Origin of the sequence: Haloarchaeobius baliensis (assembly GCF_052060055.1) — an archaeon.
Taxonomy (GTDB): domain Archaea; phylum Halobacteriota; class Halobacteria; order Halobacteriales; family Natrialbaceae; genus Haloarchaeobius; species Haloarchaeobius baliensis.
Window position 1 is genome coordinate 918,447 of the sequence record NZ_JBPPFR010000002.1, and the last position, 22,519, is coordinate 940,965.

Here is a 22,519-nt window from a genome sequence, read left to right on the forward strand (position 1 = left end):
TTACCGGTCGTGGTCGTCCCCGTTGGATGAATGCCCTCCAGCCGAGCAGCCGTCGCGGTCCTCCTGCTGCTTGCAGTCACCGCGGTCCCGCTCGTCGTCGACGCGAGTACCCCGCCGGAGCCACTCTGTCCCGTCTGCAGTGACGAGTTCGAGCGGACGGCTCAGGAGCACGGCATGGACGTGACTGTCGAAGAATCGACCGCCACGCTCGATGTCGCCGGGAACGGAAGCGGTCGCTGGACCGCTCGACTGACGTTGACCGCCGACAGCAGCGAGCGACTCGCCGAGAATCGGAGCCAACTCGACGACATCGTCGACGACGCACTGGATTCGCGGGGTGAGACGAGCGACGTCTCGGCGACGCTCGAGGACCGGACGGTCGTCGTCACCTACGTCGAGTCGGACGTCGCTACCCGGATGATCGGCGACACGCTGCTCGTCGACCGGTTCCACAGCTGGGGCGGGCCGCCCATCCGGTTCAACGTCGACGATTTCGCCGTCTCGGGCCCCGACGGGACCGTCGTGACCAACGACCCACCCGGCAGTTCGTCGCCCGGCGACGACGCGGCCCGATGGCGAGCGGCGACCGACCACGAACGCGACGAGGTCGCGTTCTCCGACGACACGCTCGTCGCGTTCGGGCCCGACGCAGGGCTCGGGAGTCGGGTCGCGGCCGCCGCGAGTATCGGGCTGTTCGTCTGGCCGACGCTGGGGAAGGACCTGCTGCTGCTGGCGACACTGCCCGCCGCGACCCTGCTGGTCGGTCTCCGCGGCCTGTCGGTCGCTGGCCGGTTCAGCGACTCGTCTGTCTCCCCGGCTGCCGTGACAGCGGCCGCGGTCGGCGTCGGGTTCGTCCTGTTCAGTGGCACCCTCGTCGGCCTCCGGGTCGGCCTGTACGCCGGTGACTGGTCACTCGGGTCCCTCGCGGCGGTCCTGCTCGTCCCGTCGGTGGCCGTCGTCGCCACCGACCAGTTCACCCCGTGGCGGACGGTCGGGGTCGTCGCCGGGGCCACCGCCCTCGCGGCGGTTCCCGCGGTCGCATCTGCCCCGTCCAGATGGGCCGGGAGCGTACCGGTCGTCCTCCCGGCGGTGACGGTCCTCCCGCTGCTGCTCTGCTTCGGGCTGGGACGGCTCTGGGACGAGGGGGGCCGGCTCTGGACGTTCCTGAGCTTCGTCCTGGTCGCTACGCCGTTCTTCGTGGGATTCCAGTTCGTCCCCATCACCGGCTTCGGCTTCCTCTTCGTCCCGATACTGTTCGTGTGGTCCGTCGTGGCCCTCGTCGCAGGGCTTCCGTTCGCCATCCTCGGGCGAGTCGTTGCGCGGGAGGGTGGCAGTGGCGCGGCATCGAGCACCTGAGTCCGTGGGCGGCCCGTCCCAAATTTCTTCTCGCCCCACCGCGTCGCCCCGAACGATGGCCCTCCACCGCTCGCACGCACTCGCAGCCCTGACGCTGCTCGTGCTGGCAGCCGTCGCCCTCCCCGCAGTCACGCCAGCCACGGCCGCACCACCCCCCGAGTCGGTCGCCGGCCTCTGCACCGACGACGCGCTCGACGGCGGCGTCGAGGAGTACTGCGAGGTCGTCGTCCGGATCCAGGCCGACGGGAGCGCGAACTGGACCGTCCGCGTGGACCTCGACGAGCCAACGGCCCGGGCACTGGCGGCTGACGCCGACGCCCGCCACGACCGCGTCCGGGACGAACTCACCCGCCGCACCGTCGTCGACGAGGTCGCGAACCTCGAAACGGGCGTCGAGAACCGCACGCTCGTCGCCACGTTCACGAGCGCCGACTTCGCCCACCGCGGCGTCGGCGGCGTGTTCGTCGCGGACGGACTCTCTCCCTCGACGCCGAACGCGCAGGTGCATGTCCACGCCCTCCGGCTCGCCGTCCACGGGCCCGCGGGCACGCAGCCGACGCTCGTCCCGGACTCGGCAGTCGGTAACGAGCGCTCAATCGTCTGGACGGGCGACGCCGACCTCGGCTCGCAGACGACCATGGCGTTCGCGGGCGGTGGGCTTGTCGGCTCACTCCTCACGGTCGTCGCCGTCGGTGTCGACACCGTGGCCGGCGTCCTCCCGAGCGTACTCCCGGTCGTCGCGCTCCCGACGCTGCTGTTCGCGGGCGTGCTCGCCGGGCTGCTCGCCGTCGGCGACCGACTCGGGCCGGCCGAGACCGACGACGAGCTGGCCGCCAGCATCGGCCTCGTCGGCGGTGTCGTCGCACCCATCCTCCTCGCGGCCGGCGTCGGCCTGTTCCTGCTCGGGACGAGCACCGACGGACAGCCCCTCGACCCGGCGATCTTCGTCGGGCTCGCGCTCGTCTCGCTGGTCCCCCAGACGCTCGTCGCCGCAGGTATCGGGGCGGTGTTCGCGCTCTGGGGCGACCGCATCAGCCTCGACAGCTACGCGTGGTGGGTCTTCCCGGCCGCGGCGGCCTGCTGGCTGGTCATCGTCGGAGCGCCCGGTCCGAACCGGATACTCGGCACGTGGACGACGACGGTCCTCCTGTTCCTGTTGCTCGGCGCGGCCCACGAACGTGGGACGCTCGGGGCGCTCCCGGTCGCGCTCGTCGCACTGGTGGCACCGACGCTCGCCGCACTACCGTTCCTGTCCCCCTGGGGCGGTCCCTCCTACACCCTCGTGTTCTGGACTGTCGGGACGCTCGTGCCCGGCGTCGTGCTCTACGCGCTCGGCCGGCGGGAGTCGGCGAGGTCCAGCCTGTCCGAGTCGGCGGACACCGAAGAGACGACAGCGGAGGCCGCCTGAGTCAGGAGAGGTCGGCTTCGTGTAGCGGCTTCTGCTCGATGGTCTGGCGCACCCGTTCGAGCGCCTGCCGGTCGCCGCCCTCGCGGAACCAGCGGATGATGGCGACGACCTCCATCCGCGAGACCTTCACGCCGCCCTCGCGGACGACGTCGGCGGGGCGCTCGCGGAGCTCGCGCAGGGTCGCCACGGCGAGCAGGTACGGGATGCCCCACGCCGACAGCGTGTTGCCGCGGCGCTCCGGCAGGGCCTCGAGGTAGGTCTGGGTGTCGTCGAGGTAGCCCGAAGCGTGGTCCACGACGCGCTCGATGACCGTCGCGACCGCCTCCTCGTTCTCGGGGTCACAGACTGCGTCGCGGTCGACGCCCTCCGCGTCGAGCCACTCCGCGGGCAGGTAGACGTTGTTCTCCTCGTGGTAGTCGTCGCTGACGTCCTTGGCGACGTTGACCAGCTGGAGCAGCAGGCCGAACGACCGCGCGTTCTCGCGGAGCCGGGACTCCCGACGGTCGGTCGTTCCGCGGGTGACGAGGCCGGTCACCAGCGAGCCGACGGTGCCCGCGACGTACCAGCAGTACTCCTCCAGCTCGTCGAGCGTCTGGATGCGCAGCCCGCCCGAGTCTGCGTGGCGCTCGACGAACTCGGCCATGCCGTTCGTGAGTTCGAGCACCGGCGGGAGGATGGCCTCCTTCGCCTCCGGCGGGAGGCGGCGGTACGTCCGCACGACACGGGGCGACTCGGCGACGACGGTCCAGTCGTCGTCGAGCTCCTCGGGCAGCCACCCGTCGACCGCGCTCCTGAACTCCTCGGCGGTCGCCGGTTCGTCGGCATCGAGCACGTCCGCATAGAGACGCAGCAGTTCCGCCTTCTCCGCGGGGGGGATGTGTCCCGCGTCCTCGACCGTGTCGGCGACGCGACAGAGGAGGTAGCCCAGACAGATGTGGCGGGCGGTCGGCTCCTCTAGCTCCTCGATGGTGATGGCGAAGGTGCGGGAGACACCTTGCACCGCCTCGTAACACCACGCGAGGTCGTCGTCGACCGGATACTCTGCCTGTTCCTCGTTCATTCACGTTCCCCTGTGTATTCCACGCTGAAAAACCCACCTGCCACGTCGGCAGGTGCTGTGTCCGGAGATGTCCGCACGCCCGTCTCGCTCATACACCACAAGGAGCCCTCTACTCGTCTATACTTTTCGGACCGGACTCGCGCTGCAAGACAAAAGTAAAGTCCCGACGGTCGAACGTTCTCCCATGGACTTCAGCCTCAGCGCGGAGCAGGCTCAGATACGGGACATGGTCGCGGAGTTCGTCGACGAGGAGGTCGTCCCCGTCGCCGACGAGATCGACCACGAGGACGAGTTCCCCGCCGAGCTCGTGAGCGAGATGGCCGACCTCGGCCTGATGGGGATGCCGTTCCCCGAGGAGTACGGCGGTGCCGGCCTGGACTACCACAGCTACGCCATCGGTCTCGAGGAGATCTCCCGGGGCTCGGGCGGCCTCGGCACCATCGTCGCCGCCCACATCTCGCTGGCGGGCAACATGATCTACGAGTTCGGCGACGAGGACCAGAAGCAGGAGTACCTCACGCCACTCGCCGAGGGAACCGACATCGGCGCGTTCGCCCTCTCCGAGCCCCAGGCAGGCTCCGACGTGCCCGCGATGGAGACCACCGCGGAGCGCGACGGCGACGAGTACGTCATCGACGGGAACAAGCTCTGGATCTCCAACGGCTCCGTCGCCGACACCGTCACCGTCTTCGCGAAGACCGACGCCGACGCCGGCAACAAGGGCATCTCCTCGTTCATCGTCCGGCCCGACGAGGACGACGGCTTCCACGTCGAGGGCACCGAGGACAAGCTCGGTGACAAGGGCTGTCCCACCGCGGAACTCCGCTTCGACGACATGCGAATCCCCGCCGACCGCCTGCTCGGCGAGGAGGGCGACGGCTTCGTCCACGCGCTGAAGACGCTCAACGGCGGCCGCATCACCATCGCGGCCCGCGGCGTCGGCATCGCCCGCGCAGCACTCGACCAGGCGAAGGAGTACGCTCTGCAGCGCGAGCAGTTCGACCAGCCCATCGCCGAGTTCCAGGCCATCAAGCACAAGATCGCGGACATGGACACGAAGATCCAGGCCGCGAAGATGCTGATGCACCGCGCTGCCGACAGGAAGATCCGCGGCGAGAAGTTCATCAAGGAGGCCGCACAGGCGAAGCTCTACGCCTCCGAGATCTCCCGCGAGGTCGCCAACGAGGGCATCCAGATCCACGGCGGCTACGGCTACACCAAGGACTTCCCGGCCGAGCGCTTCTACCGCGACGCGAAGCTCAACGAGATCTACGAGGGCACCAGCGAGGTCCTCCGGAACACCATCGGCGACCAGGTGCTGGACGAGTAGTCGGCGCGACCCCTCCGACAGTCGGCCTCCCCGCCACCCATTCCGCGCGAGTTCTCACGTTCACTTCCGCAGCGCATGGCTCGACACTAAGTCACTCAGTGACGACTCTCTGGACGGACCATGTCCACACTCACCGGCCTGACGTACGTGACCGTCCTCGTCGACGACCAGGACGAGGCGCTCGAGTTCTACACCGATACCCTCGGCTTCGAGGTGCGCTCCGACGACCCGATGCCCGGTGAGGACGGTCGCTGGATAACCGTCGGCTTCCCCGGGACGGTCCGGAGCTGACGCTCGTCCCCGCCGACACGCCCGAGAAGCGCGATCTCGTCGGGCGACAGGCAGCCGACCACGTCCTGTTCGTCGCCGAGACCGACGACTGTCGCGGACTGTTCGAGACGTACCGCGACCGCGGCGTCGAGTTCACGACCGAGCCCGAGGCTGTCCCGTGGGGCGTCCACGCCACCTTCGCGGACCTGTACGGGAACCTGATCAACGTGGTCGAGCCGGCCGAGTAGACGCCCTCACTGGACCAACCGTGCCCGTGGTCCCACCGTCCGTAGCCACGTCAGCGCCGTGCACACCGAGGTCACCTCGAAGTAGACCACCCGGGAGAACGGCGGGGGGTCGAAGAGCGTGAGCAGACCGAACAGGAGCGTTGTGGCCCAGATTACAGCCGTCACGGGCCGCCCGCCGACCGTCGCGGCGAACGCCTTCGCGTCGTGCTTGAGCGACATGCTCCGTCTGGCCCCGGCTTCGTACTTGAACCCTGGCTGGCCTACTTCTCGTCCCGGGTCAGCTCGACCACCCAGTCCACGTGTTCGTCGACCCGCGCACGCCCGGCGTCGGTCAGCGAGTACACGTCGTACAGCCCCTCGGTGTGGGTCTCGACGAACCCAGCCGATTCGAGCGCGTCGAGCGCGCCGTAGAACGACTTCGGCTCGATGCGCTCGTCGTAGTGTCGTTCGAGCCGGGTCTTCAGTGCCTGTGCCTGCAGCTCGCCGGCATCGTGGAGGAGAAAGCAGAGGTCGCGGCGTCGTCCGCTCTGGATGAACTTCGTCATGGCCGTGTGGTCGTGTCGGTCCCACTGGTGCGTTTCGCTTCCGTGCTCCGAAACCGGCAGGTACGACACCCCCCGGTCCCAACGCCGAGCCATGAGCGACGACACGGCGACGAACGACGGCATCACGGCCCGGTACGAGGAGACCGAGACCGAACGCGTGCTCTCGTTCGAACGCGACGGCGCGACCGCTGCCGTGGCACAGAACATCGAGGGCTACGCGATGTTGAAGGTGCGACCCAGCGCCGACGGCGACGAGCTGGAGCGCTACTACGGCTTCGACATGGCGTTAGACCACGTCGGGGAGCTGCTGGGTGTCCCGCCGCACGACCTGCCGATTCCGACGCCGGCGGAAGACATGGGGATGTAGCGGTCGGCAGCAGGGTCACGTCACGACGGCGTACAGGAGCAGCATACCGAAGTAGACGAGAACGAGCCCGCCGACGAGCTTCAGTCGGTAGAGCCCCAGCTCCTCCTCCTCGCTCTCGTACACCTCGCGGAAGGCGTCCTCCTCGGCGTCGGTCATCCGGTCGTAGTGTTCCAGCCCGACGTGGAGGGTGCGCTGCTCCGCACGACGGAAGGGTCGGTCGCAGTAGGGGCAGCGGTGGGCCGTCACGCCCGGGGGGACGTACGTGTCCGACGGGTCGGCCGACCTGTTCTCGGCGGACGAATCTGGTCCTGTCATAGGAACGGGGGGATGGAGGACGGTTCGGCGACGATCCACAGGCTGACCATCGTGTAGACGACCATGACCCCGATGAACGGGTACTGGCTGCGCACGGCCTGCAGCCGGCTCGGGAACACGTCGTAGGCGGTCGAGTGCGCGACCCAGATGGCGAGCAGGTGGCCGAGGAGGACGAACGCGAGTTCGAGGCCACCGACGAACGTCGGGAGGACGTACCGCTGCGGGTTCATCGGCGGCGCGGTCGGGCTGGCGAGCACCTGCGAGAGCGGCAGCGAGAGCACGAGAAAGTAGCTCAGGTAGTGCGCGAGGTGGTAGCCAGCCGCGATGGCGAGCAGCGGCGCGGCGAACCGGCGGCCCAGCGCGTCGATGGTGAGGAACGTCTCGCCCGTCCCCCGCGAGAGTCGTGCAGCGAGCCGGTACGCACCGACGAACAGCCCGAACCCGAGCAGGTACGCGAGCAGGTAGGTCGCGAGCGGTGGCACTCCCCAGTCGACGACGGTCGTCGCGAACCCGTTCCAGAACGGCGTCGTCACGAAGCCGTCGTAGGTGGTCACCCACAGCAGCGTGACGACGAACACCACGTCGCTGCGGTCGCGGACGACCGACGGGTCGGTCAGGCCCATGCCGGGGAGCCGGAACCTGACGCCGTCGTCGGTCCGCGAGAACGGGGCGACCGCGCCGAAGGCGGCGAACGTGCGTGAGACTGGGTCCCCGCGCTCGAACCACGTCTCGCCGAAGACGAGTCCGGCGGCGGTCGTCGCGAGCCCGTAGCCCGTCACGGCGGCCGCGAGCAGCCTCGGGTCGTCAGCGAGCGGGAGCACGACCTCGGTGAACACGAGCGCGAGCAGGCCGACGACGGCCGGCCAGCTCCCGAGCCGGTCGGGGTACTCCACAGGCGGTGCGGGGAGGAACGTGTGGACGCCGCGGACGGCCGCGCGGAACGGGTTCAGCGCCGGCCAGGTGTTGCCCACGAGGTACGTCGTCATCGTGAACCCGGCCCACCAGCCGACCCAGACGAGCAGCACCGCGAGGTTCCGCAGCGGCGTCACCGGGCCGGTGAACCCGAACCAGACGACGGCGAGGAAGCCGAGTACGCCGACGGTGGGGAGGACGTAGCGCGAGAGCGCGGTCGGGAAGCGTCGCAGCGTACGGTGCCAGTCGTCGATGCTCGCGATGTAGCGCCGGTCGGTCACCGTCGCGGCGAGCAGGAACGAGGCACCGACGGCGGCGCCGCCGGTCAGCAGGAAGAGCCAGGACGGCACCGCGATGGTGCCGGCCTCACCGCGAAGCGAACCGCCGTGGGCGAGTGCCGTCCCCGTCGCGAGAACGAGCGTCCCGAACGTCGCCAGCGCGAGGCGTCGGGGACGGTGATCGACCATCGCGGGTTACGCCGTCACGGGTGCGCCGACGTACAGGACGACGACGAGGAAGATCCAGACGATGTCGACGAAGTGCCAGTACATCGAGACCGTGCTCACGGAGACGTGGCGCTCGGCGGAGTACTGGCCGCGGAGCGCGCGCACGAAGACGATGCCGATGAGCACTGCGCCGAGGCTGACGTGCAGGCCGTGCAGGCCGGTCAGCGCGTAGAAGCCGCTGGCGAACACCTGACTGAACGCGTCGTTGCCGAGCGCGAAGCCGTCGTGGACGATGAACTCGTAGTACTCGTACACCTGCCCGGCGATGAACACCAGGCCCAGGACGAGCGTCGTCCCGAGCAGGCCGATGAACCGCCTGCGGTTGCCCTTCAGGAGCGAGGTGTGCGCGAAGTGGATGGTGAAGCTGGAGGCGACCAGCAGCGCCGTGTTGACGATGACGAGACTCCCGAACAGGTGCGGGACCTCACCTACGTCGCCCACGCGGACGAAGAAGTAGTAGACGAAGCCCGCGCTGAAGGTGGCGACCTCGGAGCCGAGGAAGGCGACCATCCCCCATCTGAGCTTGTGCGCGCTGTGTTCGTTCGCACCGCGCTCCCAGAACGAGACGATGAACGCGTGGTAGAGCCAGCCGAACAGCCCGACCAGGAACAGGAGCGTGCTCAGGATCGCGGCGCCGGCGAACACGCCGTAGCCGACGATGTTCCGTGTCACGAGTACGTACAACGCGGCACCGAGGTAGATACCACCGCCACCGAGGGCGGCGACGAACGGCCACCAGCTGGCCTCGCCGAACCCGCGCGGCCAGTCCTCGACGGCCGGCAGGTGGTGCCCGTGGTCGTCCGCGGATTCTTCGGCAACTGTCATGGATGGGGCTTACGAGTCGACTACCAAAAATCCATCCAAGCGCGTCCGCGGGTCGTGACGAAGAAACCGCAGGAAAGGGTCGGTGTCGTCGGCGACCTGTCTCAGGCCGCGACCGTCGCGTTGCTCGTGCTGCTGTTGCTGCCGCCGGACGGGGCCTCGCACGTCTGTTCGTCGCTGTTCCACTCGCCGTCACACTGCTCGGCGAGCCAGGTCTCGTACTCGTCCTGGGGCATGACCTCGACCTCGAACATCATCCCGGAGTGACCGGTGCCACAGTACTCGGCGCAGTAGCCCTGGTAGAGCCCGGGTTCCGTCGCGGTCGTCATGATGTAGTGGTGCTGGCCCGGGACGGCGTCGTGCTTGAGCCCGAGCTGCGGGACGTGGAACGCGTGGAGCCAGTCACGCGTGGTGATGTTTAAGTACGTCTCCTGACCTTCGGGGATGACGAGCTTCCCGCCGCTGCTCACGTTGTGCTCCGTGTACTCGAAGTCCCAGCCGTACCGGTAAGCCTCCACGTTCACGTGCTCGGCGTCCTCGGGCACGTCGGCGCGGTTCTCGACGTCGTCGACGATGACGGACTGGTCGGCCATCACCATCGTCGTCGCGATACCGACGAACAGGAGGATGACGGCGGTCGCGACGGTCCACGTGATCTCGAGACGCCGGTTCTCCCGGGTCGGCTTCGCCTCGTCGCTGTCCTTGAACTTGAGGACGGTGTAGATGAGGATGCCCTCGACGAGGACGGTGATCGGGATAGCGACGACGAGCAGTCGCTCGTTGAGCCCGTTGATGGCCTCGGCGGACGTCGACTGCGCTGCCGCCGGCTCGGCAGCGAGCAGCAGGAGCGCCGCCCCAAGTGTGGCCAGCGGGGCGATTCGCTTCACGTTCATGTCGGTTCGAGGCTTGGGAAGACGGGGTTAAATATGTGCTGACTCCGCCCTGTCGACCGGGTGAAAGCGTCGACTCTAAGTGGTCCGAGCCGAAGCATTGGCTAGCAACTGTGTCTCGACCGTACCCGCGTCCCGTCGGCTCGCATCGCCGGTTCACCGGCCTGCTCGCAGCGACGGCGATGGGCGTCTACGCGCTCGTCCTCGTCGGCGGGACGACCGCCATCACCGGTGCGTCCGAGGCCTGCTCGACCTGGCCGGCCTGCAACGGGCAGTGGCTGGTCGGGCTCTCGAACCCCGACCTGCTCGTCGCGTGGGGCCACCGCGTCGCCGCGCTGCTGGTCGGCCTCGCGGTCGTCGCGACGTTCGCGGCGGCATGGGCCGGCCCGGCGAGCAGGCGCGTGCGACTCGCCCTCGCCGGCGCGCTCGTCCTCTACCCGGTCCAGGTGGGGCTGGGCGCGGTCGCCGCCACCACCGCGACGCCGACTGCGCTGCTCTCCGCGGTCCACCTGACTGTCGGCGTCTCCATCTTCGGCGCGGCGATGTTCGCGCTCGCCTGGACGCTGGAGTCGGCGACGGCGACCGAGAACGACTACGACCCCTCGGTGGACGCCGAACCGGTCGACGAGGCGGACGGTGACGCCGACGCGCCGACGCGGGACCTGCCGACGGGTGGTCTGGCGCGCGTCAAGCTCGTCGCCAACGCGTACTTCCGGCTGATGAAACCGCGACTGATGTGGCTCCTCTGTCTGGTCGCGGGCGCCGCGATGGCGCTCGCGGCGGCGACGAGCGCGGCCGACCTCACGGTCCGCATCGTCGGCCTGACGATGCTCGGCGGCGTGCTCTCCATCGGCGCGTCGGGGACGTTCAACCACGTGCTCGAACGCGACGTCGACCGCAAGATGCAGCGCACCTCCGACCGCCCGCTGGCGGTCGACGTCGTTCCGGTCCGGAACGCGCTGGTGTTCGGCTTCGCGCTCGCAACCGCGTCGCTGGCCTCGTTCGCGTCGGTGAACCTGCTCGCGGCCGTGCTCGGACTGGTCGCCATCCTGTTCTACAGCGTCGTCTACACGCTGGTGCTGAAGCCGAACACGGTCCAGAACATCGTCGTCGGCGGTGCGGCCGGGGCGCTCCCGGCGCTCATCGGCTCGGCGGCGGTCACGGGCACCATCGGCCTGCCGGGACTGGCGCTCGCGACGGTCATCTTCCTCTGGACGCCCGCACACTTCTACAACCTCGCGCTGGCGTACAAGGAGGACTACGCCCGTGGCGGCTTCCCGATGCTCCCGCTGGTCCGCGGCGACGCCGTCACCCGCAGGCACATCGTCTGGTACTTCACGGCGACGCTCGCGGGGGCCGGCGGGCTCGCGGCCGTCTCGAACCTCGGCCTGCTGTACGCGTTCGTCAGCATCACGGTCGGCGCGGGGTTCCTCTGGACCATCGTCAGGCTCCACCGCGAGCGCACCACCGACGCGGCGTTCCGCGCGTTCCACGCCTCGAACGCCTACCTCGGGGCGTTGCTGGTCGCCGTCGTGGTCGACTCCATGGTGTTGTGAGATGGCGACCGAACGCGTCGACCTCGCGTCGCTCGTCCCCGAACCGTCGACAGTGTTCGCGGGCTTCATCGCGCTCACCCTGGAGGCGCTGCTCGCGGTACTCTACCTCGCGGAGGTCGGCTCCATCTCGCTCTCGCTGGTGGTGCTCCCGTTCGTCTGGATCAACGTCGGGCTGTGGGCGCTCTGGCGCACCGAGGCACCGGCTGCACCGACCCGTCGGCGTCGGGTCGCGGCCGTCGTCGCCGTCGGCTACGCCCTGATACTCGCGTACTTCGGCGGCCTGCTCGACCTCGGCTACGCGTTCGTGTCGGTGCCGGGCTACGACCCGTCCTACGGCTGGTACGTCGCAACCTCGCTGCCGCCCGGGTTCGGCCCCGCGGTGACCTACGAGAGCGAGCTCCTCATCCTCCGGCTGTTCCCCTACCAGGTGGTCGGCTACGTGGCGCTCTCGTACCTCGTCTACGTGACCGTCATCGACGCGGCGGGGGCCGCGGTGTCGGGCGTGCTCGGCCTGCTCTCGTGTGTCTCCTGCAGCTGGCCCATTATCGCGACCATCGTCACCGGCGTCGCCGGCGGCTCCTCGGCGGTCGCGGCCCAGGCGTACCAGCAGTCGCTCCCGCTCTCGACGGCGGTGTTCGTCGTCACCGTCGGGCTGCTGTACTGGCGACCGTCGCTCTGAGTCAGGCCCACGGTGGCGTCAGGTGGACGTGGAAGAGCTTCCCGCAGTCCGTCTCGCCACAGACGGGACAGTCCTCGCCCTCGTCGACACCGGGCGTTCCGCCGTCGGTCGTCGCGGTGCCGCCGTCGGTGCTCGCCGGGTCGGAGGACGCTGCCGTCGCCGAGACGACCCGTTCGCCGGCGTGGCCGAGCTCGTACCCTGCGGCGGTCTCTCGGACGTAGTACTCACAGAGCTTCGCGAGGTGGTAGTTGAACTTCCCGCTGTCGCGCATGCCGACCTGGGTGTGGAGCGACGAGAAGGACAGCGGCTCGTCGGCCTCGGCGAGCGCGCGCAGGATCGCGATGCGGTGCTCGTGTGCGAGCACGTCGAGGGCGTCGGCGGCGTCCGCGTCGTCCATGGCTGGGCTGTGAGAGGGGCCGTGATATAGTTCGTGGTACCTCTCGGAGATTCTTCATAAATCCCGTTCAGAGAACGGTGAAGTGGTACCCGCCGCTGGGTCGAGACGTGACAGACGTGGTCTCCCTCGACCGGTTCGACCTCGACGAGCGACTGTCGGTGCTGCGCCACCGTGGCTTCAGGCGCCTGCTCGTCGGGCGAGCGGTCAGCGTGCTCGGCGACGGGCTCTACACCGTCGCGGCGATGTGGCTCGTCTACGAACTCACCGGCTCGACGGCCTACACCGGTATCGCCGGCTTCCTCACCGGTATCCCCGGCCTGCTCTCGGTGCTGGTCGGCCCCATCGTCGACCGCTCGGCGCTCGAACGCGTGCTCACCCTGTCCGAGCTCGGACAGGGGGTCGTCGTGCTCGTCGTCCCGCTCGCGTGGGCGACCGGGAACCTCACGGTCGGCGTCGTGCTGGCGACGATGCCGGTGCTCTCGCTCGCCGGGCTGTTCGCGAACCCCGCACAGAACGCGGCGGTCCCCCGGCTCGTCCCGAGCGACGCGCTCGTCCGTGCCAACGCCGCGACCACGACCGTCAGGAGGACCGTGGACGCGACCGCCCGCGGGGCCGGCGGGCTGCTCATCGCCGCCGTCGGTGCCGTCGGCGTCTACGTCGTCGACGCCGCGACGTTCGGGCTGGCCGCGCTCGTCTTCTTCGGGCTCTCGGTCCCGGCTGCCGAGTCACCCACCGAGGAGGCGGGTGGCGACGAAGCCGGCCCGGACGAGGCTGGCGACGAAGCCGACCCGGACGACGGTCCGGCCGGGTTCGACCTCGCGACCTACCGCGCCGACCTGCGCGAGGGCGTCGCGACCATCGCAGGCTCCGAGCTGGGATTGATGGTCGTCGGAAGCCTGTTCGCGAACTTCCTGTTCGGCGTCGCGTACGCCGTCCTCCCGGCGTTCGCCGACGGCATCGGCGACGCGAGCACCTACGGCCTGCTGCTCGCCGGACTCACCGTCGGGACGGTGTTCGGGTCGCTCGCGGCCTCCGCGACGGAGTCCTACCCGCTCGGATGGACGACCATCGTGAGCCTCACCTGCTCGGGTGCGCTGTTCGCGGTCGGTGTCTGGCTCGCGGCGCCGCTGGTGACGATCGGCCTCGTCGCCCTCTCCCGGATTCCGGTCGGTATCTACAACGTCTCCGTGATGGCGACGCTCCAGTCGGGAGTGCCACAGGACCGTCTCGGTCGGGTGAGTTCGGCGCTCGGGAGCGCGGCCAGCCTCGTCTCGCCGGTGGGCATCCTCGTCGGTGGGTTCCTCGGGGACGTCTACGGCGCACCGACGGTGCTGCTGGCCAGCGCGGCGGGGACCGTCTTGACCGCGCTGTACTGGCTCGTGACGCCGTCGCTCAGGCGGTTCGGTCCCCCGGTCGACGTGACACAGGGACGGTTCGCGTAGGGTGGGACGTCGGTCGACCGACCCTCGCCCGCGGTCAGGTGGGGACGACCCCCCTCAGAACAGCGCTTCGTCCTCGTCGAGCAGGCGTGCGGGTCCGCCGACCTCCCAGATGGTCGTGCTGACGCCGGTCTCGCTGACGGCCTCCTTGACGCGCTCGGCGTGCTCGGCGGTCGTGTTCACGTACACCGACGCGCCGGTGTCGGTGGAGAACCAGACGGGCACGCTGTCGACGTCGTCGTCGCCCTCGTAGCCGTTCTCGCGTAGCTCCCGTACCTTGTTGAAGACGGCGAGCGTCGGCGGCTGCCAGTACACCCAGCCGTCGGGGCCGGTCATCGTCGTCGCGGCGAGCGAGAGCGAGTCCTGCTCGGCGATGTGGCCCATCCGTTCGAGGTCGTCGTCGTGGATGGCGTCGCGCATCTCGACGAGCTGGTCCTGGACGTACGCCCGGCGGGCGTCGAACATGTGGCTCTTCTCCGCCTCGGCGTGTGCGTCGTCGGTGTCCTTGTACGAGGGGACGAGCGCGACGATGATCTTGAGCTCGTCCTTGAGGTCTGTGGGGATGCGGTGCGACCGGCAGTCGCGGTCGTTCAGCCCGGCGCGCAGGTGCGAGAAGCCGCCCGTCACGGAGCGGGCGGCCGACGCGGAGCCGACGCGTGCGATGGTCGATATCTCGGCGTGCGAGGCATCGAGCTCGGCGGCCTCGGAGAGCGCCATCGCGGCCGCGGCGAAGCCGGAGGAGGACGAGCCGAGGCCCACGTTCGACGGGAAGGAGTTCTCGGACTCCAGCTTGACGGGGTAGACGGTGTGGGCGGCGTCGGACATGCCGCGTGCCTTGTCGACCACGCGCTCGACGCGATCGAAGGCGTGGCCCTCCAGTTCCTCGCCGTCGACGATGTACGTGTCCTCGTCGTAGTCCATCGAGAACTCCACCGTCGTCTTCGTGTGGCTCGGGGCCGTACAGACGCTGATGGAGTCGTGGTACGGCTGTCGCTCGATGTCGTCGCGCATGCCGTGGTACTTGACGAGTCCCTGGATGGGATGTGCCATCGCGGTTGCCTTCATACCCCGATAGCCGACCGACGCGCGCTTAAAAGTCACGGGTGATCGAGGCGGTCGGCACGTGGGTGGCCGGATTCGACAGAACTGTGGGTCCAGGTCGGACGGCACCCAATCCACACAGGAATCCTTAACTCAATTAACGAAGAATCTCGTGTAGGAATGGCCGCGCTCTCGTTCTCGTCGTCGATGGTGCCGCTCGCGTCCGGGGGACTCGCGGGCTGGGCATCGACCAATCCCTTCCTCGCGGCGTCGTTCTGTCTCTTCGTGGCCGGGAGCGCGTACGCCTTCAGTTCGACGTTACGAGGGAAGGACCTCGACCTGGGGCTCGGTCTGCTCGGTATCGTCTCTGGCCTCGTCGCGATCATCACCGGGCAGGCGATCGCCATGGTCGGCTGGCTACTGATCTTCGGGCTGGTCTGGGCAGTGACGATCGGCCACTTCTACGAGAAGGACCAGGAAGCGGCGGGAGATGAGTCGGAGCAGTCGGGTGGCTCCGCGAGTCCCAGGTCGGGTGAGTCTGCCGACGACGACCTGTCGACGTTGATCGAGGAGGCCACTTCGGAGGGCGAGGAGCCGGGGACCGACGGTATCGACCCGGCGGACATCGTCGAGTCGTCCGTGGGACACACCCTCGACGGGATCGCGGGGATGACCGGGCAGCTCGAGGAGATCCGGAACCGGGTGCTCGACCCCCGTACGAACAGCGAGCTGTACGCGAACTCCGGCGTCGACGGCGTGGGCGGTGTGCTCCTCTTCGGCCCGCCCGCCTGTGGGAAGCAGACACTCGCCCGCGCGACGGCCGGGTCGCTCTCAATCCCGTTTCTGCACGTCGCTCCGACCACGTCGCTGGGGGATGGTGCCAACACCGACGAGGTGGTGGACGAGGTGGCGGCACTCGCCCGGTCACACAGTCCCTGCGTGTTGTTCCTCGAAGCGGTGGACTCGTTCGCCCCGACGGCGGACCAGGGGGCCCCGTCGAGCCGCTTCGTCATCATGCTCGCGGAGACGCTCGCGGACGACGAGGACGTCCTCGTGTTCGCCTCGGCGCGTTCCATCGAGGCAGTCCCGGACCAGCTTCGCAAGGGGGACTGCTTCGACGAGCGCATCGCTGTCCCGCTCCCCGACCGCGAGACCCGGGCGTCGTTGCTCGCCGAGTTCCTGGACGAGTCTGTCGTGGCAGCCTCGTTCGACTGGTGGCGGGCAGCCGACCAGCTGGCGGGCTGTGATGCCGCCGACATCGAGTACGTGGCCGACCGGCTGACCAGGCAGTCTGTGCGAACGGACGAACCCGTCGAGACGAGTGACGTCCGCGCGGTCGGACGGGAGACGGGGCAGGACGTCGCCGAGATCGACCACGACGTCAGCCGCACGTGAGCCGGCAGCGGCCTGCGGCGACACCCCATGGCCTGCCGAACGTTCAAGCGTCCCGAGTGCCAACTACTCACATGGTTCGGGACGAACACGACCACGGGACGGCGATCCTGGAGCGGGCTGGCTACGAGCTACGAACAGAGAGCCACGCCGTGGTGGGCGAACCACACGGCGCGACCCGACGACTCACCGGCACCGACCGGCCGGTGGAGGTCGTCACGCTCGACGACCGGGATACCGACCCGGCCGCGCTGGTCCCGCAGTTCGCGTCGGTCCTGGCACACGGGCACGACGCGCTGTTCGTCGTCACGGACGTCGACGCCCTCGCCGCCGTCGTCGGGGTTCTCGACAGCCCGTACTGCGTCGCGGCGGAGGACGACACGCGGTGCCGGACCTTCTACGACGGCCCCGACCGCGTCCCGCTCGCGAACGGCCACTACGCGCTGGCGCCGGCGGGGGACCCCGTCTGGTACGAGGTCGACCCACCGGCGGCCGACGCTGGCGAGCGAACCGGCTCCGACCGCAAGCAGGTGGTGCTCGAAGACGGGAGCGAGGTGCTCGCGCGGTTCGACGACGTCGACGCCCTCGCGTGCCCGCCGGCCGACGCCTTCCCGCTGTCGTACAAGCGCGGCGGCGACAAGGCGTTCCACGTGTACGACCGCTGGGGCGGCGAACTCGGTCGATTCGGCACGATCAAGGCCATGCGGGAGCACGGCTTCGAGCCGGTCGCGATGCCGCTCGTCCCCGAGCACGTCTTCGACGACGGCTCGCTCGTCACCTCGTGGGCGGTCGTCGTCGAAGGTGCCGGCACGGTCCACACGGCCGACGGTACCACCGAGCTCCGCGAGGCCTGAGATGTCGGCGTCGTCGTACCCCGCCCTCGCGCCCGACGGCGACGGCTGGCGGCTGACGGAGGAGTCCACCGAGGTCGTGTTCGACCTCGCGACCGTCCGGGTGCTCGGCGCGACCCGGCTCTACGAGGATGCCGACCTCCGCGCGGCGGTCCGCGAGGCGACCGACGGCGCGCTCGACCAGCCCTGGCGCTTCTGCTTCGCGACGCAGCTCTCCTTCCAGCCGCCGCTGACGCCCGGTATCGGCCCGGCGTCGCTGTTCCCGACCGTCGTCTCCTCGGCCCGCCGCGAGTTCGCCGACGACCTCCGCGAGCGCGGTTTCCGGAACGTCGAACGCGGCCGGGGCGAGCGCATGCGGACCCGGAACGGGTCCCGTACCCGACTCACCCGGTACGAGGCCACGTTCCCGCTGCCGGACGTGCTCGACGGCGATCTGGACCTGCCGGCCGACGCCGAAGTCACCGTCGAGGGCTGGCTCTCGGTCTGGCTGGACGACGGCCAGTTCCGCCTCGCCGGCGGTGTCTACCCGACCGACGGACTCGACGCCGTCGCCTCCGGCGTCGCCGACGACCCCGGCAGCTACCGGAACGAGCTGTTGTCGGTGCTTCGGTCGGCGTAGATTCTGCACATGCCACCGTGGCGCGCGGCTGGCGAGCGTGCCGAGCCCTGCGAGGCCGTGAGCCATCCGCGCGAGGGACGAGAAGCGCAACGAAGTGAGCATCGCAGGAGGCTGGGGAGGTGTGAGGTACGGTGCGGTTGCGGTGGGTGGGACTGAAAGGGGCCGCGTTCTCGCCAGCCGAAACGATGCAAGGACCGCAGCGGAGCGAGGACCGCAGCGAGTTGCAGGCGGCGAGAACGCGGGGGCTTTCTGGCTGTTCTCGGTTCAAGCGTCCAACTTCGATGCGGGGGCTTTCTGGCTGTCATCATCTGCAGCAGTTCGATCCCCGACCGGACTCGGGTCAACAACAGCATTCACGGACCGGAACACCTTTTACACCCAAGTGGTACCACTAGGTTGTATGGAGGACTTCGACTCGTTCGCGGACGTCGGCGAAGCGGAGGTAACGCGCGCAATCGGCCAGGAGTGGAGCGAGGAGTTCCTCGACTTCACGGACAGCGAGGTCATCATCGTCGGTGGCGGCCCGTCCGGGCTCACTGCCGCGAAGGAGCTCGCCGAGCGCGGTGTGAAGGTCATGGTCGTCGAGAAGAACAACTACCTCGGCGGCGGCTTCTGGCTCGGCGGCTTCCTCATGAACAAGGTCACCGTGCGCGACCCGGCGCAGGGCATCCTCGACGACCTCGACGTGGAGTACGACGAGGCGGGCGACGTGGACGGGCTGTACGTCGCCAACGGGCCGGAGGCCTGCTCGGGACTCATCAAGGCCGCGTGCGACGCCGGCGCGAAGATGCAGAACATGACCGAGTTCACGGACATCGTCGTGCGGGAGGACCACCGCGTCTCCGGCATCGTGATGAACTACACGCCGGTCCACGCGCTCCCCCGCGAGATCACCTGCGTCGACCCGGTCGCCGTCGAGGCCGACCTCGTCATCGACTCCACGGGCCACGACGCGATGGCCATCAACAAGCTCGACGAGCGCGGCGTGCTCGACGCGCCGGGCATCCAGGCCGCCAACGAGCGCGGGCAGGTCATGGACCAGACCGGCGACGACAGCTACGGCGCGCCCGGCCACGACTCGCCCGGCCACGACTCCATGTGGGTCGGCCGCAGCGAGGACGAGGTCGTCGAGCACACCGGACTGGTCCACGAGGGCCTCGTCGCGAGTGGCATGGCCGTCGCGACCGCCTACGGCCTCCCGCGCATGGGGCCCACCTTCGGCGCGATGCTCGTCTCCGGGAAGAAGGCCGCACAGGTCGCGCTGGACGAGCTCGACAAGGACGTCGAGCCCGTGACGCTCTCGGACTCGCAGACCAAGGTCCCGGCTGACGACTAGGGCCCGTCAGCCCTCGGTCGTGGAGTCGAACTCGTCGCTCACGTGGAGCTGTGTCCAGTACAGCGAGCCATCGTACCACACGAGATAGGTCCCGGACATGTCGTCACCCGACTGCCTGAGCGACTCGCGGGGGCGGAACCGTGCCACCAGCGAACGGACGGCGTCGGTGATGGATTCATCGTCGGCGACGGTGTAGGCCCGCCGTCTGTAGAAGGCGTTCTCGACTATCCGCCGTTCCTCGTCCGAGAGACTGGTCAACTGGAAGGCGTGCTCGTCGATGAATCGCTGGCCGTACGCCGCCGGTGATGCTGCGACCTCGTCTGCGGTGTATCGGAGCGTCTCGATTGGAGAGGGATGCTGCCCGAGGATTCGCAGCCGTCCGGCGTCGTCCTCCCACTCGATGATCCGGTACTCGGGCTCCGGCACGAGGACGGACGACTCTTCTTCGGATTCGGTGTAGAGCGTCGGTGCGCCGACGCCGAGACTTGTCGGCGGCTCGCCGAGCCCTCGTGCCGCGAGCTTCTCCCGGTCGACCGGGGGGAGTTCCGAGAACTGAATCGAGGGCCCGTCGCCGGAGACCCCGGTCCAGTCGACGTCGTCGACGGCGAGCGAGTAGGTCGTCGCCGGCTGGCTGTCGACGACCTCGAACGTCAGCGCGTACACGACGTCGTCGTAGATCAGCACCGTCCCGCTCGAAAGCGGCGGATGCACGGACTCGACCGTGGAGGCGTCCTCTCGCACCGCCTCGCTGACGAGTGAGCGGTGCTCGCCGTAGTCGCTGTCGACCAGCTCCCGGGCGACACCGGCGGCGTCGGTCTCCCGCATGTTCAGGCTCACCTCGGCGACCGGGCCCCCCGAAATACCCGGAGAGAAGGCCGCACAGCCGGAGAGACTGACCGCCGCACCACTCGCCAGCCCTGCCAGCAGACGCCGCCGACTGTGGGACGGTGGAGGGTCTCGGTGGTTGCGGTCGGTCATCGGGGACAGTAACGTCTCTCACTACATCGAGGGCACACAAAAATCCCATCCCGCGGGTGACAGAAGAACCCCTTCACTCCTCGTCGTCGTTCGGCACGAGCAGCCACTTGTACTCGCCGGAGGTGACGAGGATGTCGGTCGAGAAGGCGACCTCGACGTCGGCGTCGGTCACGTTGTCGGCAACGGTCGCACGGACCCAGCCGGTCCGCGACTCGCCGGTCGGCAGCGGCCGGATGCTCCGGTACAGGCCGTCGCTGGCCCACGTCGGCGCTCCCTGGGGGTCGCTGGCGGTGGTGTTCCGCGGCCGCATCGAGACCGCCGGCGTCGCACCGTCCTCGTTCCCGACGTTCTCGACGGTCACCTTCACGAAGAGGAACTGCTCGCCGTTCGGCGCGGTGACGGTCTGCGTGCCGCCGGAGCCGTCGGCAGCATCGTAGGACTCCGCGAACCGGAAGTCGTCGACCGTGACCGCGATGGTCGTGTTCTCCTGTCCGAGCTCTGCCGTCTCGCCGATGCCGTACGAGTCCTCGCTGCCGCCGCCGAAGTCGTCCGTACAGCCCGCGAGCGACAGGCAGAGGACGACTGCGAGGCCGACGGCGACGTACCGGTTCGTTTGCATACGCCACCGACGTATCAGTCTGCGATAGTTCTTGTGCCTCTCTGTGACACACCCACTCAGGCCGGCTGGCCGAACGCGAAGAGCGTCATCGGCGTCTGGTTCGCCGCGCGCGGCGAGAGGTGGTCGGTGACGAGGTCGTCGAAGAAGGTGAACCCGCGGCCGCCGAGTCGCCGATGGGCGTAGCTGGCGAGGTAGAGCCGACCGAGTTCGACACCGGCCTGGAGCTGGGCGAGCCGGTAGCCGCGGTTCCCGAACCGGTCGACGAGCGCGTCCACGTCGGCCATCGTGTAGACGTTCACCGCGGCGTCGCCGACGACGGCCTGGCCGGCGGCGAGGTCGCCAGCGGTCTCCCTGTCGGTGTCGCCGAGGCGTTCGAGGCAGCCCTCGTCGGGGTGGTACTGGTACGCCCCCGAGGGGATGTCGTCGACGCCGTGGACGAGACAGTAGTGGTCGAGCACGCCGTCGCCGCCGTCGAAGCAGTCGGTCGGAACGCCGGCGAGCGCGCGGTCGAGCACCGTCGCGAACAGCCGGTCGCTGATGGCGTCGTGACTGTACTCGCGCGAGGAGCCGCGGCGACGGATGGTGTTCCCGACCGGGCGGGCCGAGGCAGTCTCGGCGTCGACCGGGTCGAGGTCGACACGGTCGCCGTCACCCGGTGCGTGGGTCCCGAGCCCGGCACTCGCGTCGTCGGGGAACCGTCGGCGCCACGCCCGTGCCGCGTCGCCGTCGGCGAGCGTGCTCTCGGCCCACGCCTCGTGGACGAGCGGGTAGTCGACCGGATCGGAGTCGAGCACGACCGCGGGGTCGATGCGGTCGACCGTCGGTGCGTCGGGGACCGGGTCGCCGGCACCGACCGGCACCAGCGCGAGCGTCCCCTCGTCCTCGGGGTCGAGACCGAGCAGATCGACGACCGGTCTGTCGGCGAATCCCGCCACCACCTCGGCGCGTCGGCCGCCGGCGTGGGCGACCGCGAGCAGGTTCGCGATGACGGAGCCCGAGTCCCAGAACGCGTGCCGGTAGGTGCGGTCGCGGTACTTCCAGGCGTTGCGCCACCAGGTCGACGTCGCGACGACGGTGACCGGAGCCTCGGCGACGCCCGCCTGCCCGCCGGCCGCCGCCGCGAGCACGCCACGATAGTCGCCCTCGCGGAGCACGTGGAACGCGTCGCTCTCGGGGTCGTACTGGTAGACGCCGGCGTCGACCCCGCCGAGGTCGCCACAGACCGCGTAGCAGTCGACGTGATAGAGCTTCCCCGTGCAGGAGGCGGCCCGGAAGGCGACCTCCTGCCCTCCGCGCTCCAGCGTCTTCGTCACACCGTTCGCGTAGTGACAGACCGTCGTGAGGTCGTCGCCTCCCATCGCCGTGTCGGACCGACCGGCCGGGTCGGCGGTCGCGGAGGCGACCGCAGCAAGCGTCGGCGTCGGCGGCGGGTCGACCACGGCACCGAGCGACTGCCGGGGCAGGTCGGCGTACACCTTCGACGGCCGCGGCTGGTTGTCGAAGTCCAGTTCGAAGTCCATCTCCCGGAACTGTCGAGGCGTGTGCTTCGTGCGTTCGTGGTACTCGCGGGCGTCGGTCACATC

Annotated in this window: 25 protein-coding genes; 13 read left to right on the forward strand and 12 right to left on the reverse strand. The window is 69.3% G+C overall.

Features of this window, described 5'->3' with window-relative positions; genetic code table 11:
• The first annotated feature begins 30 nt into the window (after nt 1–30).
• Nucleotides 31–1,356 (forward strand): hypothetical protein, encoded by a 1,326-nt coding sequence (locus tag ACSG06_RS15535; protein WP_440991185.1) that lies wholly within the window; start codon nt 31–33, stop codon nt 1,354–1,356.
• Between the two features lie 55 nt (nt 1,357–1,411).
• Nucleotides 1,412–2,764, forward strand: coding sequence for a hypothetical protein (locus tag ACSG06_RS15540; protein WP_440991186.1), 1,353 nt, complete (start codon nt 1,412–1,414; stop codon nt 2,762–2,764).
• Nucleotide 2,765: 1 nt separating this feature from the next.
• Here ACSG06_RS15540 and ACSG06_RS15545 read toward each other — a convergent pair whose 3' ends face one another.
• On the reverse strand, nt 2,766–3,824 hold the full coding sequence (locus ACSG06_RS15545) for a phytoene/squalene synthase family protein (RefSeq protein ID WP_440991187.1): 1,059 nt from the start codon (nt 3,822–3,824) through the stop codon (nt 2,766–2,768).
• 184 nt (nt 3,825–4,008) lie between these two features.
• On the opposite strand from ACSG06_RS15545, the gene ACSG06_RS15550 reads away from it, so the two are divergent.
• From ACSG06_RS15550 to ACSG06_RS15560, 3 genes are all read left to right on the forward strand, one after another.
• A complete protein-coding gene (locus tag ACSG06_RS15550) occupies nt 4,009–5,154 on the forward strand; it encodes an acyl-CoA dehydrogenase (RefSeq protein WP_440991188.1) in 1,146 nt (381 codons plus the stop codon).
• A 120-nt stretch (nt 5,155–5,274) separates the two neighbouring features.
• Nucleotides 5,275–5,445: a VOC family protein gene (locus tag ACSG06_RS15555; protein WP_440991189.1), complete on the forward strand. Its 171-nt coding sequence runs from the start codon at nt 5,275–5,277 to the stop codon at nt 5,443–5,445.
• On the forward strand, nt 5,442–5,672 hold the full coding sequence (locus ACSG06_RS15560) for a VOC family protein (protein WP_440991440.1): 231 nt from the start codon (nt 5,442–5,444) through the stop codon (nt 5,670–5,672). Before ACSG06_RS15555 ends, ACSG06_RS15560 begins: the two co-directional genes overlap by 4 nt.
• 6 nt (nt 5,673–5,678) lie before the next feature.
• Here the strand turns inward: ACSG06_RS15560 and ACSG06_RS15565 are convergent, their stop codons facing one another.
• Both ACSG06_RS15565 and ACSG06_RS15570 read right to left on the reverse strand, forming a co-directional pair.
• Nucleotides 5,679–5,891 (reverse strand): hypothetical protein, encoded by a 213-nt coding sequence (locus ACSG06_RS15565; RefSeq protein ID WP_440991190.1) that lies wholly within the window; start codon nt 5,889–5,891, stop codon nt 5,679–5,681.
• Nucleotides 5,892–5,932: 41 nt separating this feature from the next.
• Nucleotides 5,933–6,217: a PadR family transcriptional regulator gene (locus tag ACSG06_RS15570; RefSeq protein WP_440991191.1), complete on the reverse strand. Its 285-nt coding sequence runs from the start codon at nt 6,215–6,217 to the stop codon at nt 5,933–5,935.
• A 91-nt stretch (nt 6,218–6,308) separates the two neighbouring features.
• Here ACSG06_RS15570 and ACSG06_RS15575 point away from each other — a divergent pair, with 91 nt between their 5' ends.
• Nucleotides 6,309–6,584 (forward strand): DUF7111 family protein, encoded by a 276-nt coding sequence (locus ACSG06_RS15575; RefSeq protein WP_440991192.1) that lies wholly within the window; start codon nt 6,309–6,311, stop codon nt 6,582–6,584.
• 15 nt (nt 6,585–6,599) lie between these two features.
• Here ACSG06_RS15575 and ACSG06_RS15580 read toward each other — a convergent pair whose 3' ends face one another.
• From ACSG06_RS15580 to coxB, 4 genes are all read right to left on the reverse strand, one after another.
• A complete protein-coding gene (locus ACSG06_RS15580) occupies nt 6,600–6,899 on the reverse strand; it encodes a DUF7410 domain-containing protein (RefSeq protein ID WP_440991193.1) in 300 nt (99 codons plus the stop codon).
• Nucleotides 6,896–8,278 carry a hypothetical protein gene (locus ACSG06_RS15585; RefSeq protein ID WP_440991194.1) on the reverse strand — a complete coding sequence of 461 codons (1,383 nt, stop codon included), beginning with the start codon at nt 8,276–8,278 and terminating at the stop codon, nt 6,896–6,898. The genes ACSG06_RS15580 and ACSG06_RS15585 overlap by 4 nt, the downstream gene beginning before the upstream one ends.
• A 6-nt stretch (nt 8,279–8,284) precedes the next feature.
• On the reverse strand, nt 8,285–9,142 hold the full coding sequence (locus tag ACSG06_RS15590; protein ID WP_440991195.1) for a cytochrome c oxidase subunit 3: 858 nt from the start codon (nt 9,140–9,142) through the stop codon (nt 8,285–8,287).
• A 101-nt stretch (nt 9,143–9,243) separates the two neighbouring features.
• Complete coding sequence (gene coxB, locus ACSG06_RS15595) at nt 9,244–10,032, reverse strand: cytochrome c oxidase subunit II (protein ID WP_440991196.1); 789 nt, start codon at nt 10,030–10,032, stop codon at nt 9,244–9,246.
• 179 nt (nt 10,033–10,211) lie between these two features.
• On the opposite strand from coxB, the gene ACSG06_RS15600 reads away from it, so the two are divergent.
• Both ACSG06_RS15600 and ACSG06_RS15605 read left to right on the forward strand, forming a co-directional pair.
• Complete coding sequence (locus ACSG06_RS15600) at nt 10,212–11,585, forward strand: heme o synthase (protein WP_440991441.1); 1,374 nt, start codon at nt 10,212–10,214, stop codon at nt 11,583–11,585.
• Nucleotide 11,586: 1 nt separating this feature from the next.
• On the forward strand, nt 11,587–12,264 hold the full coding sequence (locus ACSG06_RS15605) for a DUF7546 family protein (protein WP_440991197.1): 678 nt from the start codon (nt 11,587–11,589) through the stop codon (nt 12,262–12,264).
• A gap of 1 nt (nt 12,265) precedes the next feature.
• On the opposite strand, the gene ACSG06_RS15610 is transcribed toward ACSG06_RS15605, so the two are convergent.
• Nucleotides 12,266–12,661, reverse strand: a complete 396-nt coding sequence (locus ACSG06_RS15610; protein WP_440991198.1) for a DUF7347 domain-containing protein — start codon at nt 12,659–12,661, stop codon at nt 12,266–12,268.
• Nucleotides 12,662–12,768: 107 nt separating this feature from the next.
• Here ACSG06_RS15610 and ACSG06_RS15615 point away from each other — a divergent pair, with 107 nt between their 5' ends.
• The gene (locus tag ACSG06_RS15615; protein ID WP_440991199.1) at nt 12,769–14,103 is read left to right on the forward strand and encodes an MFS transporter; all 1,335 of its coding nucleotides are present in this window, start codon (nt 12,769–12,771) and stop codon (nt 14,101–14,103) included.
• Between the two features lie 54 nt (nt 14,104–14,157).
• On the opposite strand, the gene mvaD is transcribed toward ACSG06_RS15615, so the two are convergent.
• Nucleotides 14,158–15,165, reverse strand: a complete 1,008-nt coding sequence (gene mvaD / locus ACSG06_RS15620; protein WP_440991200.1) for a phosphomevalonate decarboxylase MvaD — start codon at nt 15,163–15,165, stop codon at nt 14,158–14,160.
• 156 nt (nt 15,166–15,321) lie between these two features.
• Here mvaD and ACSG06_RS15625 point away from each other — a divergent pair, with 156 nt between their 5' ends.
• The 4 genes from ACSG06_RS15625 to ACSG06_RS15640 all read left to right on the forward strand — a co-directional run bounded on the left by ACSG06_RS15625 (nt 15,322) and on the right by ACSG06_RS15640 (nt 19,339).
• A complete protein-coding gene (locus tag ACSG06_RS15625) occupies nt 15,322–16,536 on the forward strand; it encodes an AAA family ATPase (RefSeq protein WP_440991201.1) in 1,215 nt (404 codons plus the stop codon).
• A gap of 71 nt (nt 16,537–16,607) precedes the next feature.
• Nucleotides 16,608–17,387 carry a hypothetical protein gene (locus ACSG06_RS15630; protein ID WP_440991202.1) on the forward strand — a complete coding sequence of 260 codons (780 nt, stop codon included), beginning with the start codon at nt 16,608–16,610 and terminating at the stop codon, nt 17,385–17,387.
• 1 nt (nt 17,388) lies between these two features.
• Nucleotides 17,389–18,003 carry a DUF6517 family protein gene (locus ACSG06_RS15635; protein ID WP_440991203.1) on the forward strand — a complete coding sequence of 205 codons (615 nt, stop codon included), beginning with the start codon at nt 17,389–17,391 and terminating at the stop codon, nt 18,001–18,003.
• Nucleotides 18,004–18,403: 400 nt separating this feature from the next.
• On the forward strand, nt 18,404–19,339 hold the full coding sequence (locus ACSG06_RS15640) for a sulfide-dependent adenosine diphosphate thiazole synthase (protein WP_440991204.1): 936 nt from the start codon (nt 18,404–18,406) through the stop codon (nt 19,337–19,339).
• Between the two features lie 6 nt (nt 19,340–19,345).
• On the opposite strand, the gene ACSG06_RS15645 is transcribed toward ACSG06_RS15640, so the two are convergent.
• From ACSG06_RS15645 to ACSG06_RS15655, 3 genes are all read right to left on the reverse strand, one after another.
• Entirely contained in the window at nt 19,346–20,164 is an 819-nt protein-coding gene (locus tag ACSG06_RS15645; RefSeq protein WP_440991205.1) for a hypothetical protein, read from the reverse strand.
• Nucleotides 20,165–20,390: 226 nt separating this feature from the next.
• Complete coding sequence (locus ACSG06_RS15650; RefSeq protein ID WP_440991206.1) at nt 20,391–20,936, reverse strand: DUF4352 domain-containing protein; 546 nt, start codon at nt 20,934–20,936, stop codon at nt 20,391–20,393.
• Between the two features lie 56 nt (nt 20,937–20,992).
• A complete protein-coding gene (locus ACSG06_RS15655) occupies nt 20,993–22,516 on the reverse strand; it encodes a SagB family peptide dehydrogenase (protein WP_440991207.1) in 1,524 nt (507 codons plus the stop codon).
• Nucleotides 22,517–22,519 lie beyond the last annotated feature (3 nt).

Excerpts from the sequence above, each read along its gene's own strand:
- ACSG06_RS15610 (WP_440991198.1), bottom strand. The coding sequence starts at position 12,661 with ATGGACGACGCGGACGCCGCCGACGCCCTCGACGTGCTCGCACACGAG.
- ACSG06_RS15625 (WP_440991201.1), top strand. The coding sequence starts at position 15,322 with ATGGCCGCGCTCTCGTTCTCGTCGTCGATGGTGCCGCTCGCGTCCGGG.
- ACSG06_RS15575 (WP_440991192.1), top strand. The coding sequence starts at position 6,309 with ATGAGCGACGACACGGCGACGAACGACGGCATCACGGCCCGGTACGAG.
- ACSG06_RS15570 (WP_440991191.1), bottom strand. The coding sequence starts at position 6,217 with ATGACGAAGTTCATCCAGAGCGGACGACGCCGCGACCTCTGCTTTCTC.
- ACSG06_RS15640 (WP_440991204.1), top strand. The coding sequence starts at position 18,404 with ATGGAGGACTTCGACTCGTTCGCGGACGTCGGCGAAGCGGAGGTAACG.
- ACSG06_RS15600 (WP_440991441.1), top strand. The coding sequence starts at position 10,212 with ATGGGCGTCTACGCGCTCGTCCTCGTCGGCGGGACGACCGCCATCACC.
- ACSG06_RS15550 (WP_440991188.1), top strand. The coding sequence starts at position 4,009 with ATGGACTTCAGCCTCAGCGCGGAGCAGGCTCAGATACGGGACATGGTC.
- ACSG06_RS15605 (WP_440991197.1), top strand. The coding sequence starts at position 11,587 with ATGGCGACCGAACGCGTCGACCTCGCGTCGCTCGTCCCCGAACCGTCG.
- ACSG06_RS15535 (WP_440991185.1), top strand. The coding sequence starts at position 31 with ATGCCCTCCAGCCGAGCAGCCGTCGCGGTCCTCCTGCTGCTTGCAGTC.
- ACSG06_RS15545 (WP_440991187.1), bottom strand. The coding sequence starts at position 3,824 with ATGAACGAGGAACAGGCAGAGTATCCGGTCGACGACGACCTCGCGTGG.
- ACSG06_RS15635 (WP_440991203.1), top strand. The coding sequence starts at position 17,389 with ATGTCGGCGTCGTCGTACCCCGCCCTCGCGCCCGACGGCGACGGCTGG.
- ACSG06_RS15555 (WP_440991189.1), top strand. The coding sequence starts at position 5,275 with ATGTCCACACTCACCGGCCTGACGTACGTGACCGTCCTCGTCGACGAC.
- ACSG06_RS15580 (WP_440991193.1), bottom strand. The coding sequence starts at position 6,899 with ATGACAGGACCAGATTCGTCCGCCGAGAACAGGTCGGCCGACCCGTCG.
- coxB (WP_440991196.1), bottom strand. The coding sequence starts at position 10,032 with ATGAACGTGAAGCGAATCGCCCCGCTGGCCACACTTGGGGCGGCGCTC.
- ACSG06_RS15650 (WP_440991206.1), bottom strand. The coding sequence starts at position 20,936 with ATGCAAACGAACCGGTACGTCGCCGTCGGCCTCGCAGTCGTCCTCTGC.
- ACSG06_RS15565 (WP_440991190.1), bottom strand. The coding sequence starts at position 5,891 with ATGTCGCTCAAGCACGACGCGAAGGCGTTCGCCGCGACGGTCGGCGGG.
- ACSG06_RS15630 (WP_440991202.1), top strand. The coding sequence starts at position 16,608 with ATGGTTCGGGACGAACACGACCACGGGACGGCGATCCTGGAGCGGGCT.
- mvaD (WP_440991200.1), bottom strand. The coding sequence starts at position 15,165 with ATGAAGGCAACCGCGATGGCACATCCCATCCAGGGACTCGTCAAGTAC.
- ACSG06_RS15585 (WP_440991194.1), bottom strand. The coding sequence starts at position 8,278 with ATGGTCGATCACCGTCCCCGACGCCTCGCGCTGGCGACGTTCGGGACG.
- ACSG06_RS15590 (WP_440991195.1), bottom strand. The coding sequence starts at position 9,142 with ATGACAGTTGCCGAAGAATCCGCGGACGACCACGGGCACCACCTGCCG.
- ACSG06_RS15645 (WP_440991205.1), bottom strand. The coding sequence starts at position 20,164 with ATGCGGGAGACCGACGCCGCCGGTGTCGCCCGGGAGCTGGTCGACAGC.
- ACSG06_RS15540 (WP_440991186.1), top strand. The coding sequence starts at position 1,412 with ATGGCCCTCCACCGCTCGCACGCACTCGCAGCCCTGACGCTGCTCGTG.